9 protein-coding genes are annotated in these 11,138 nt (G+C 69.6%); 6 read left to right on the top strand and 3 right to left on the bottom strand.

Annotated elements, in window-relative coordinates; genetic code table 11:
* The 4 genes from D180_RS01415 to D180_RS01400 form a co-directional block, all read left to right on the top strand.
* A partial coding sequence (locus D180_RS01415; protein WP_017911366.1) for a formate dehydrogenase accessory sulfurtransferase FdhD occupies window positions 1-393 on the top strand: 393 nt, incomplete at its 5' end.
* A complete protein-coding gene (locus tag D180_RS01410; protein ID WP_017911365.1) occupies window positions 390-2,738 on the top strand; it encodes an FdhF/YdeP family oxidoreductase in 2,349 nt (782 codons plus the stop codon). The genes D180_RS01415 and D180_RS01410, both read left to right, overlap by 4 nt.
* Entirely contained in the window at window positions 2,728-2,976 is a 249-nt protein-coding gene (locus tag D180_RS01405) for a hypothetical protein (protein ID WP_043090284.1), read from the top strand. The genes D180_RS01410 and D180_RS01405 overlap by 11 nt, the downstream gene beginning before the upstream one ends.
* A gap of 76 nt (window positions 2,977-3,052) precedes the next feature.
* Window positions 3,053-4,333 (top strand): MFS transporter, encoded by a 1,281-nt coding sequence (locus D180_RS01400; RefSeq protein WP_043090283.1) that lies wholly within the window; start codon window positions 3,053-3,055, stop codon window positions 4,331-4,333.
* On the opposite strand, the gene D180_RS01395 is transcribed toward D180_RS01400, so the two are convergent.
* The 3 genes from D180_RS01395 to D180_RS01385 form a co-directional block, all read right to left on the bottom strand.
* Window positions 4,314-5,651: a diguanylate cyclase gene (locus tag D180_RS01395; RefSeq protein ID WP_017911362.1), complete on the bottom strand. Its 1,338-nt coding sequence runs from the start codon at window positions 5,649-5,651 to the stop codon at window positions 4,314-4,316. The two genes, D180_RS01400 and D180_RS01395, sit on opposite strands and share 20 nt — an antisense overlap.
* Before the next feature lie 88 nt (window positions 5,652-5,739).
* Window positions 5,740-7,047 carry an FAD-binding oxidoreductase gene (locus D180_RS01390; protein ID WP_043090282.1) on the bottom strand — a complete coding sequence of 436 codons (1,308 nt, stop codon included), beginning with the start codon at window positions 7,045-7,047 and terminating at the stop codon, window positions 5,740-5,742.
* A gap of 105 nt (window positions 7,048-7,152) precedes the next feature.
* Entirely contained in the window at window positions 7,153-8,532 is a 1,380-nt protein-coding gene (locus D180_RS01385) for a glutamine synthetase family protein (RefSeq protein WP_017911360.1), read from the bottom strand.
* A gap of 268 nt (window positions 8,533-8,800) precedes the next feature.
* On the opposite strand from D180_RS01385, the gene D180_RS01380 reads away from it, so the two are divergent.
* On the top strand, window positions 8,801-9,556 hold the full coding sequence (locus D180_RS01380; protein ID WP_017908480.1) for a gamma-glutamyl-gamma-aminobutyrate hydrolase family protein: 756 nt from the start codon (window positions 8,801-8,803) through the stop codon (window positions 9,554-9,556).
* A gap of 5 nt (window positions 9,557-9,561) precedes the next feature.
* Window positions 9,562-10,944 (top strand): glutamine synthetase family protein, encoded by a 1,383-nt coding sequence (locus tag D180_RS01375; protein WP_017911359.1) that lies wholly within the window; start codon window positions 9,562-9,564, stop codon window positions 10,942-10,944.
* The last annotated feature ends 194 nt before the right edge of the window (window positions 10,945-11,138 follow it).

Below are 11,138 nucleotides of genomic sequence, written 5' to 3'. Positions count from 1 at the left end.
GCGCTGCGCGCGCAGCAGACCCTCAACGCGCTGACCGGCGCCACCCATGCCGCGGCCTGGGCCGACGCGCGCGGCGAGCTGCAGCTGATCCGCGAGGACGTCGGCCGCCACAACGCGCTGGACAAGCTGATCGGCGCGCTGGCCGGCGCCGGCCTCGACCCGGGCGCCGGCTTCGCCGTGGTCACCAGCCGTGCCAGCTACGAAATGGCGATGAAGGCCACGCAGGCCGGTATCCCGTTGCTGGCCGCCATTTCCGCACCGACCGCGCTGGCCATCGCGCTCGCCGACAGCGCCGGCCTCACCCTGATCGGCTTCGCCCGCGATCACGATTACGTCGTCTACAGCCATCCGCAGCGCCTAGCGCACACAGAACCCGCCGGAGAGCCCGCATGAGCAAGAAGACCATCCAGCCCTACACGCAACCGGCCGGCGGTTGGGGGGCGTTGCGCGCGGTGGCCAAGCACCTGATGGAGCAGGACGTGGCGGTGCAGGGCGCCAAGACCCTGCTGCACGTCAACCAGCCCGACGGCTTCGACTGCCCCGGCTGCGCCTGGCCCGACCGCGACCACACCTCCACCTTCGAATTCTGCGAGAACGGCGCCAAGGCGGTGGCCGCCGAATCCACCGCACGCCGCGCCACCCCCGAGCTGTTCGCCCAGCACAGCGTCGCGCAACTGGCCCGCTACAGCGACTACTGGCTGGAAGGGCAGGGCCGGCTGACCCAGCCGCTGCGCTACGACGCCGACACCGACCACTACGTGCCGATCGACTGGGACGACGCGTTCGCGCTGATCGCCCAGCACCTCAACGGTCTGGCCTCGCCGAACGAGGCGATCTTCTACACCTCCGGCCGCACCAGCAACGAGGCCGCGTTCCTGTACCAGCTGTTCGTGCGCGAGTTCGGCACCAACAACTTCCCGGACTGCTCCAACATGTGCCACGAGCCGTCCGGCACCGCGCTCAAGGCGCAGATCGGGGTCGGCAAGGGCACCGTGTCGCTGCAGGATTTCGAACTGGCCGATGCGATCTTCATCTTCGGCCAGAACCCCGGCACCAACCATCCGCGCATGCTCGGCGAACTGCGCCAGGCGGCCAAGCGCGGCGCGGCGATCGTCTCGTTCAATCCGCTGCGCGAACGCGGCCTGGAGAAGTTCGCCGATCCGCAGGACAAGCTGCAGATGCTGCACAACGGCTCCACGCGCATCTCCTCGGACTATTTCCAGCTCAAGATCGGCGGCGACCTGGCGGCGGTGAAGGGCATCATCAAGCACGTGCTGGAGCGCGACGCCGAGGCGGCCAGCGGCGGCCAGCCGCGGCTGCTGGACCTGGAGTTCATCGCGCGCCACACCGTCGGCTTCGAGGCCTTCGCCGCCGAGGTCGCGGCCGAGCCGTGGGACACCATCGTCGAGGAGTCCGGGCTGAGCGAGGCCGAACTGCGCAAGGCCGGCGAGATCTACCTCAAGGCCGAGCGGCTGATCGCCTGCTGGGGCATGGGCATCACCCAGCACAAGCATTCGGTGGCGACCATCCAGATGATCGCCAACCTGCTCCTGCTGCGCGGCCATCTGGGCCGTCCCGGCGCCGGCGCCTGCCCGGTGCGCGGCCACAGCAACGTGCAGGGCGACCGCACGATGATGATCTACGAGAAGCCGCCGGAAGCGTTCCTGGACCGGCTGCAGGCGGTGTTCGGCTTCGCCCCGCCGCGCGCGCCCGGTTACGATACGGTCGGTGCGATCGAGGCGATGGCCGACGGCCGCGCCAAGGTGTTCTTCGCCATGGGTGGCAACTTCGCCACCGCCACCCCCGATACCGACGCGACCCATCGCGCGCTGCGCCGCTGCGATCTCACCGTGCACGTCACCACCAAGCTCAACCGCAGCCATTTGGTGCATGGCCGCGACGCGCTGATCCTGCCGTGCCTGGGCCGCACCGAGATCGACATCCAGGAGGGCGGGCCGCAGCACGTCAGCGTCGAGGATTCGATGAGCATGGTGCACCTGTCCGGCGGCATCAATCCGCCGGCCTCGCCGCAGTTGCTGTCCGAGCCGGCGATCGTGGCGCGGCTGGCCGAGGCCACGCTGGGGGCGCGCAGCGCGATACGCTGGCGCTGGCTGGTGGCCGACTACGACCGCATCCGCGACCTGATCGGGCAGATGTTCGACGACTTCGCCGACTTCAACGCGCGGGTGCGGGTGCCGGGCGGCTTCCGCCTGTCCAACGGCGCGCGCGACCGCGAATGGGACACGCCGGAGGGCCGCGCGGTGTTCAAAGTGCATGCGGTGCCCACCGACAATCCGATCCACCGCGCGCGCCGTCAGCATCCCGGGCAACTGGTGTTCACCCTGGCGACCACGCGCTCGCACGATCAGTACAACACCACCATCTACGGCCTGGACGACCGCTACCGCGGCGTGTTCGGCGAGCGCCGCGTGCTGTTCATCAATGCCGCCGACATCGCCGACCTGGGCATGCGCGCCGGCGACTGGGTGGACCTGCACAGCCTCTGCGAGGACGGCGTGCCGCGCCAGGCCAAGCGCTTCCTGCTGGTCGAGTACAACATCCCGCGTGGCTGCCTGGCGGCCTATTACCCCGAAACCAATGCGCTGGTGCCCTTGTCCAGCTTCGCCGACGAGGCGCGCACGCCGACCTCCAAGTCGATTCCGGTGGTGGTCACCGCGCATCTGGCCGACGCCGCCGCGGCGGCGCCGCGCGACATCGGTGTGGCGCTTGTCCGCTGATCCGCTGCTGACCGCGCGGTTGTTGCACCTGTTGGCCGAGGCGCCGGAGGGCATGGCGCTGGCGCGTGTGTGCAAGCGCCTGGACGTGCGCATGAGCGTGCTGCTGCGCACGCTGGCCTGGCTCGGCGATGCCGAACTCGCCGGGCAGCCGGGGCCGGGCTGGGTGCGGGTGGAACGTCGCGGCGAACGCGAGCTGGCAGTGCTGACCGCTGCCGGTCGCGCGCAGTTGCCTTCCTGAGTGGCGGCGTGGCGGCGGGAGACAAGCCGTGACCGGGCTGCCATGATCTGACGGCTTTCCCGTCGATGTCGCCTCCATGACCGTTGCCGCGTCTCCCGTTCCGCCCGTCAACTCGCCGCGTCGCGTGCTGCTGGCCAGCCTGGTCGGCACCACCATCGAGTTCTTCGACTTCTACATCTACGCCACCGCCGCGGTGCTGGTGTTCCCCAAGCTGTTCTTCCCCGAAGGCGATGCCGATGCGGCGCAGTTGCAGTCGCTGGCGACCTTCGCCGTGGCCTTCGTCGCGCGGCCGTTGGGATCGGCGCTGTTCGGCCATTTCGGCGACCGCATCGGCCGCAAGGCCACCCTGGTCGCGGCGCTGCTGACCATGGGCCTGTCCACCGTGCTGATCGGCCTGCTCCCCGGCTACGACCGGATCGGCCTGTGGGCGCCGGTGCTGCTGGTGCTGTGCCGCTTCGGCCAGGGCCTGGGCCTGGGCGGGGAGTGGGGCGGGGCGGTGCTGCTGGCCACCGAGAACGCGCCGCCGGGCAAGCGCGCCTGGTACGGCATGTTCCCGCAGCTGGGCGCGCCGCTGGGCTTCCTGCTGTGTTCGGGCATCTTCCTGCTGCTGGGCGCGCTGCTGGACGAGGCGCAGTTCCTGCGCTGGGGCTGGCGCATTCCGTTCGTCGCCAGCGCCCTGCTGGTGATCACCGGGCTGTGGGTGCGCCTGCGCATCCACGAGACCCCGGACTTCCAGCGCGCCCTGGACCGCAACGAGCGCGTGCGCCTGCCGATGCAGACGGTGCTGTCGCGGCACGTCGGCGCGACGGCGCTGGGCACGTTCGCGGTGCTGGCGACCTTCGTGCTGTTCTACCTGATGACGGTGTTCGCGCTGGGCTATGGCACCACCACGCTGCACTACAGCCGCGAGCAGTTCCTGCTGCTGCAGATGGTCGGCATCCTGTTCTTCGCCGCCGGCATCCCCTTGTCGGCCTGGTACGGCGACCGCCGCGGCACGCGCCCGGCGATGCTGGTGGCCAGTGTGGCCATCGTCGCGTTCGGGCTGCTGTTCGCGCCGCTGTTCCAGGCCGGGCAGCCCTGGCTGGTGCTGGGCTTCCTGGCGCTGGGGTTCTTCTTCATGGGCCTGACCTACGGCCCCTGCGGCACGCTGCTGGCCGAACTGTATCCGGTGCCGGTGCGCTACACCGGCGCCTCGCTGGCGTTCAACCTGGCCGGCATCGTCGGCGCGGCGCCGGCGCCGTACGTGGCGGTGTGGCTGGCCACGCACTACGGCCTGCCGTGGGTGGGCTACTACCTCAGCGCGGCGGCGCTGCTGACCTTGCTGGCCCTGCTGGCGATCAGGCGGCCGCGTCGCTGAGCGCCGGCTCCGCCGGCGGCGCGTGTTCGACCCGGTTGCGGCCGCCGGCCTTGGCCAGGTACAGGTACTTGTCGGCCTCGGTCAGCAGCGGATGCAGGGTCTGCCGCTGCGGACCGCTGCTGCTGACGCCAATGCTGATGGTGAGACGCAGGGTCTGCGTGCCCAGCGGAATCACGAGGTCGGCGATGCGCGCGCGCAGGGTTTCGAAGTAATCGGCGGCCGCGGCGGGGGCCAGGCCCGGCACCAACATGCAGAATTCCTCGCCGCCGAAGCGCGCCACCATGTCCTGCGGGCGCGCGTGCGCGGCCAGGGTCGCCGCCACCGCGCGCAGCGCTTCGTCGCCGGCCTCGTGGCCGAAGGTGTCGTTGATGTGCTTGAAATGGTCGATGTCGAGCATCGCCACGCAGACCGGCTCCTGCCGCGCCAGCCACTTCGCCAGCACGCGCTGGCTCTGTTCGAGGAAGTGCCGGCGGTTGGGCAGGCTGGTGAGGAAGTCGCGTGTCGCCAGGTCCTGCAGGGTGCCGATCAGCTCCAGCTGATCCACGTTCTGCGAGACCCGGCAGAAGAACTCCTCGCGCGAGAAGGGCTTGCGCAGGAAGTCGTTGGCGCCGTTCTTGAGGAAGCGCGGTACCAGCGACGGGTCGTTGTTGCCGGACAGGCCGATCACCGCCAGCATGTCGCGCGCGCGCAATGCGCGCAGCCGGCGGGTGAATTCCACGCCTTCCATGCCCGGCATTTCCTGGTCCACCACCGCCAGGCGGATGGACGGATTGGCCTCGATCGCGCGCAGCCCGGCGGCGCCGTCGGCGGCCTCGACCACGCGGTAGCCGTACATCGACAGCAGGGAGGCGGCGTAGGCGCGCGCCGACGGCGAGTCGTCCACCACCAGCGCGGTGATGGACCGGTTGCGCGCCAGTCGCTGCACCAGCCAGGCCAGGTAGTCGATGCTGTCCGGCGCGTTCTTCAGGACGAAGTCGATGATCTGCTGGGTCAGGATGCGCTTGCGCAGGCTCTCGTCGTAGACCCCGCTGACCACCACGGTGGGCAGCCCGCGCGCGACGAAGAAGTCCACGACGGTGTCGCGGTCGCCGTCGGCCAGCACCAGCCCGGTCAGCGCCAGGAACCAGGGGCCGCCGTCATCCAGGGCGGCGGCGGCCTCGGCCAGGGTGGAGACCACCACGACCGGCAGTTCGACCCGTTGCTCGATCGCCGCGCGCAGCAGGTCGGTGAAGGTGCGCGAGTTTTCCACCAGCAGGATGCGCTGCTGTGCGGGGCTGCCGTCGGGGGCGATCGGGGCGATCGACAACGGGTGCGACATGCATGCCTCGCGGGCGGCAATCCAGGAATGGAACCCGGTTAGCGGCCGTGCGCGCGCAAACTTGAGGGCGGCGTGGGTGCGTCGCTGGCTACCAGAGCGCGTCGCGCAGCTTGTACCAGGACATCGCCGCCACCAGCAGCGGCGTGCGCAGCAGGCGGCCGCCGGGGAAGGGCGCGTGCGGGATCCGTGCGAACACGTCCAGCCGCTGCGCCTGCCCGGCGATCGCCGCAGCGATGACCGCGCCGGCCAGGCCGGTGGCGGCCACTCCATGGCCGGAGAAGCCCTGGGCGAAGTACACGTTCGGGGTCAGCCGGCCCCAATGCGGGGCGCGGTTGCGGGTGATGTCGACGTAGCCGCCCCACACCGAGTCCATCTCGACCTGGCGCAGTTGCGGGAACACCCGGCGCATGCGCCGGGTCATCACCCGGCGCAGGCCCGGCGGCGGCAGCGACGAATAGCTGGCGCGGCCGCCGAACAGCAGCCGGTGGTCGCGGCTGAGGCGGAAGTAGTCCAGCGCCCAGTTGACGTCGGCCACCGCCATGTCGTTGCCGATCAGTTCGCGGGCCAGCGCCTCGCCCAGCGGCGCACTGGCGCCGATGTAGGTGCCGACCGGCATGATCCGCGATTCCAGCTCCGGGGCGATGCCGCGCAGCCAGGCGTTGCCGGCGAGGATGGCGAACTCGCCCTCGACCTCGCCGTGCGCGCTGCGCAGGATCGGTCGCGCGCCGCGCACCAGTTGCGTGACCGGCGTCTGCTCGTAAATGCGCACCCCGGCCGCCAGCGCCGCCCGCGCCAGGCCACGCGCGTAGTCCAGCGGATGCAGGTGGCCGCTGGCCGCGTCATACATCGCCCCCAGGTAGCGTGGGCTGCGCAACTGCGACTGCAACTGCGCGCGGTCCCACCATTGCAGCGAATAGTCGTAGCGCTGCGCCATCTCGATGATGCCGGCGCGCAAGGCGCGTTCCTGGCGCGGCTTGATCGCCACGTGCGCATGGCCGTCGCGCCAGTCGCAGGCGATGCCATGGCGGGCGATGCGGGTACGCAGCAACTGCATGCCGTCGCGGGAGAAGTCGAACAGCAGTCGCGCATCGTCCTGGCCGAGCAGGGCTTCCAGGGTGTGCTGCTCGCAGCCGTAGCCGACGATGGCCTGGCCGCCGTTGCGCCCGGACGCACCCCAGCCGACCCGCTGCGCCTCCAGCACCACCACCCGATAACCGGCCTCGGCCAGGGCCAGCGCCGCACTCAGCCCGGTATAGCCGGCGCCGAGGATGCACACGTCGGCGCGTACCTGGCCTCGTAATGGTTCCTGTTTCGGGAATGGTGCGGCGCTGTCGAGGTACCAGGACGCGCCGGGAGTGGGGGCTCGGGAATGGGGAATGGGAGAAGCGCCGGTCATGGCGACGAACCGTTGCGATGACCCAGGCACACCACGCGCCGGGCTGCAGGCGCATTCGCGGTGCCTGCTTTCGATTCCCGATTCACCATTCCCGATTCCCAGCCTTCAAACCGTGCGCAAATACCAGCGATAGTCCACATCGCTGACCTGCGCCTGGAAGTCCAGCAGCTCGCGGCGCTTCTGCTGGCCGTAGATATGCCGGAAGTGCGTGCCGAACGCCGTGGCGGCGAAGTCGCTGTCCAGGAAGCGGGCGATCGCGCTGCGCCAGTCCGGTTCGCGTGCGGCGTGTTGCGCGTAGGCGTTGCCCTGGGTCGGCGGGCCGGGGTCTAGGCCCTGCGCCAGGCCGTGTTCGATGCCGGCCAGCACCGCCGCGACGACCAGGTAGGGATTGGCGTCGGCGCCGGCGATGCGGTGTTCGATGCGGGTGTTGGCCGGGTCGCTGTGCGGCACCCGCATCGCCACGGTGCGGTTGTTGAAGCCCCAGCTGTCGTTGAGCGGGACGAAGGCATTCGCGACGAAGCGCCGGTAGCTGTTGGCGTGCGGGGCGAACAGCAGCAGGCAGTCCTCGGCGCTGTGCTGCAATCCGCCGATGGCATGGCGCAGCGGCGCGGCCGGCACCTGCGGGGTGCAGGCGAACACGTTGTGGCCGGCATCGTCGAGCAGGCTCACGTGCACGTGCAGACCGCTGCCGGATTGCGCGGCGAACGGCTTGGCCATGAAGCTGGCGAGCAGGCCCTGCTGCTGCGCGATCGCCTTGATCGCGCGCTTGAGCAGCACCGCATCGTCGCAGGCGGCCAGCGCATCGGCGCGGTGCTTGAGGTTGATCTCGAACTGGCCGGGCGCGTATTCGGCGACCGCGGTGTCGGCCGGGATGCCCTGCGCGCGGCAGGCCTGCGCGACCGCGTCGGTGAAGCCGCGCTGGTCGTCCAGTTCCTGCATGTAATAGACCTGGGTGCTGTCGTTGCGCAGTCCGCTGTGGGCGTGCAGCGACGGCTGCGGGCGGCCGTGCGCGTCGGCGTGCGGGTCGAACAGGTAGAACTCCAGCTCCACCGCAATCACCGGGGTCAGCCCGCGTGCCTGCAGGCGGGCCAGCACCTGCGCCAGCACCTGGCGCGGGGCGAAGTCGAGCGCGCCGCCGGCGCCGTCCTGCATCGCCAGCATCAGTTGCGCCGACGGCACCGGCGCCCACGGCACCGGCCGCAGACTGCCCGGCACCGGGAAGCACAGCCGGTCCTCGTCGCCGATGTCGTAGCCCAGCCCGGTTTCCTCGACGGTATTGCCGGTGATGTCGGTGGCGATCAGCGACATCGGCAGGCACACCCCGTCGCGGTAGACCTTGTCCAACGCGTCGCGGGCGATGCGCTTGCCGCGCAGCAGGCCGTTGCAGTCCGGCAGCAGCAGATCGATCTGCTCGCAGCCGGCGATACGCTGCAGGGTCTGGGCATCGTCCGGGGGCAGCGGCGGGGCATCGTGCATGCGGGTCATCGCGGCGGACGGCGGGAGTGCTTGGAGCTTAGCAGAGCGCCATGGCGTCAAGAATACTCAACAGCGGCAGGAGGCGACGTGCCGACGCTCGCTCATGCGGCACGCTGGCCGTGTTGCGCTTTTGCGGCATGACGAAGGAGATTTTGCGGCATCGTGCGGGCCGGTCAGCGCCTCTGCAGGTGCGTTGTGCGCCGTGTCCCACTGCGTGTCGTGTTGTAAAAATAAAACGCTCGCGGTAACTTGCGAGGACGCCACACGAGTTCTTCGCATGGCCGTATCGCCCCTGGTCGGTGTGCCGACCGACCGCAAGCTCATCGGCCACCATCCGTTCCTGGCCGCGGGCGAAAAGTATCTGCGTGCCGCCGTCGATGGCGCCGGGGTGACCCCGGTGCTGCTGCCGTCGCTGCAGCCCCCGGTCGACGCCCGCGCCTGGCTGACGCGGCTCGACGGCCTGCTGCTGACCGGCGCGGTCAGCAATATCGAGCCGCACCATTACAGCGACGAGCCGAGCTGGCTCGGCAACCTGCATGACCCGGCGCGCGACGCCAACACGCTGGACCTGATTCCGCAGGCGATCTCGCTGGGCCTGCCGATCCTGGCGATCTGCCGCGGCTTCCAGGAAGTCAACGTCGCCCTCGGCGGCACCCTGCACCAGAAGGTGCACGCGCAGCCGGGGTTGTCCGATCATCGCGAGGATCCGCAGGCGCCGCTGGAAGCGCAGTACGCGCCGGCGCACGAGGTGGCGCTGAGCGAAGGCGGTTGGCTGGAGGAGATCGCCGGCCGCGGGCGGGTGCGGGTCAACTCGCTGCACGGCCAGGGCGTGGCCCGGCTCGGCGGCGACCTGATCGTCGAGGCGCTGGCGCCGGACGGGCTGATCGAGGCCTTCCGCGGCATCGGCCCCGGTTTCCTGCTCGGTGTGCAATGGCATCCTGAGTGGCGGGTCCTCGACGACCCGTTCTATCTCGGCATCTTCCAATCCTTCGGCGACGCCTGTCGCCACTATGCGGCCAGCCGCAGGCGCTGATTCCCATGGCCAGTCGACCCCGATCGCGCAAGCACACCCCGGAACAGCAGGAAAGCTCGCTGCGGCGCTGGCTCAAGGAGCGCCACATCACCGAGGTCGAGTGCCTGGTGCCGGACATCACCGGCAACGCGCGCGGCAAGATCATTCCCGCCGCCAAGTTCTCGCACGACTACGGCACGCGCCTGCCCGAGGGCATCTTCGCCACCACGGTCACCGGCGACTACCCGGACGACTACTACGACCTGACTTCGCCGTCGGATTCGGACATGCAGCTGCGCCCGGACCCGGACACGGTGCGCATGGTGCCGTGGGCCGCCGATCCCACCGCGCAGGTGATCCACGATTGCTATACCAAGGAAGGCCAGCCGCACGAACTGGCGCCGCGCAACGTGCTGCGCGGGGTGCTGGAGGCGTATGCGGCGATCGGCTGCAAGCCGGTGGTGGCGCCGGAGCTGGAGTTCTTCCTGGTGCAGAAGAACACCGACCCGGACTTTCCGTTGCTGCCGCCGGCCGGCCGCTCGGGCCGGCCGGAGACGGCACGGCAGTCGTACTCGATCGACGCGGTCAACGAGTTCGATCCGATCCTGGACCTGATGTACGACTATTGCGACGCGATGGAGCTGGACGTGGACACGCTGATCCACGAATCCGGCGCGGCGCAGCTGGAGGTCAACTTCACCCACGACGACGCGCTGTCGCGCGCCGACCAGGTGTTCCTGTTCAAGCGCACCATGCGCGAGGCGGCGCTGCGCCACGGCGTCTACGCCACCTTCCTGGCCAAGCCGATGGAGAACGAGCCGGGCAGTGCGATGCACATCCACCAGAGCCTGGTGGACAAGCACGGCAAGAACGTCTTCAGCGGCCGCCGCGCCGGCGAGTATAGCCGCACCTTCGCGCATTACCTGGCGGGCCTGCAGAAGTACGTGCCGATGGCGATGGCGTTCTTCGCGCCCAACGTCAATTCCTACCGCCGGCTGATGTTCGGCGAGGTCTCGCCGAGCAATGTGCTGTGGGGCTTCGACAACCGCACCTGCGGCCTGCGCGTGCCGATCGACACGATCGAAAACATGCGTGTGGAGAGCCGCTTCGCCGGTTCCGACGCCAACCCGTACCTGGCGATGGCGGCGACGCTGGCCTGCGGCCTGCTCGGGATCCGCGAAAAGCTCGAACCGACCGAGCCCACCACCGGCAGTGGCAAGGAGATGGGCTATCAGTTGCCGCGCTCGCTGGGCGAGGCGCTGGACGAGCTGGAGCGGTGCGGGCCGTTGCAGGAGTTGCTGGGGCCGCGCTTTGTGCGGGCGTACATTTCGGTCAAGCGCAAGGAGTACGAGACGTTCTTCCGGGTGATCAGTTCGTGGGAGCGGGAGTTCTTGTTGTTGAACGTGTGAGTTCCTGGCGGCGCGTGACGCATCGTTTGCGACGGAGTTGCCTACGCTCTGCAGCAGATTCGATCCTGCCTTTGCCTTTGCCTTTGCCTTTGCCGTTGCCGTTGCCGTTGCCTTTTCCGTTTCCGTTGCCGTTGCTTTTGCGTTGCTTCGGTTGTTGCTTTTGCCTTACCGGGTTCCCTTCCGAAGCGGCGGCC

It is taken from the genome of Xanthomonas sp. SHU 166 (assembly GCF_000364685.1).
Classification (GTDB): domain Bacteria; phylum Pseudomonadota; class Gammaproteobacteria; order Xanthomonadales; family Xanthomonadaceae; genus Xanthomonas_A; species Xanthomonas_A sontii.
Note: the sequence above shows the minus strand (reverse complement) of the source record. Positions and strands in the feature narration are given on the sequence as shown.

What these genes read in the sequence shown, in the direction of transcription:
- D180_RS01390 (WP_043090282.1), bottom strand. Translation starts at nt 7,047, where the DNA reads ATGACCGGCGCTTCTCCCATTCCCCATTCCCGAGCCCCCACTCCCGGC.
- D180_RS01380 (WP_017908480.1), top strand. Translation starts at nt 8,801, where the DNA reads ATGGCCGTATCGCCCCTGGTCGGTGTGCCGACCGACCGCAAGCTCATC.
- D180_RS01410 (WP_017911365.1), top strand. Translation starts at nt 390, where the DNA reads ATGAGCAAGAAGACCATCCAGCCCTACACGCAACCGGCCGGCGGTTGG.
- D180_RS01375 (WP_017911359.1), top strand. Translation starts at nt 9,562, where the DNA reads ATGGCCAGTCGACCCCGATCGCGCAAGCACACCCCGGAACAGCAGGAA.
- D180_RS01400 (WP_043090283.1), top strand. Translation starts at nt 3,053, where the DNA reads ATGACCGTTGCCGCGTCTCCCGTTCCGCCCGTCAACTCGCCGCGTCGC.
- D180_RS01385 (WP_017911360.1), bottom strand. Translation starts at nt 8,532, where the DNA reads ATGACCCGCATGCACGATGCCCCGCCGCTGCCCCCGGACGATGCCCAG.
- D180_RS01395 (WP_017911362.1), bottom strand. Translation starts at nt 5,651, where the DNA reads ATGTCGCACCCGTTGTCGATCGCCCCGATCGCCCCCGACGGCAGCCCC.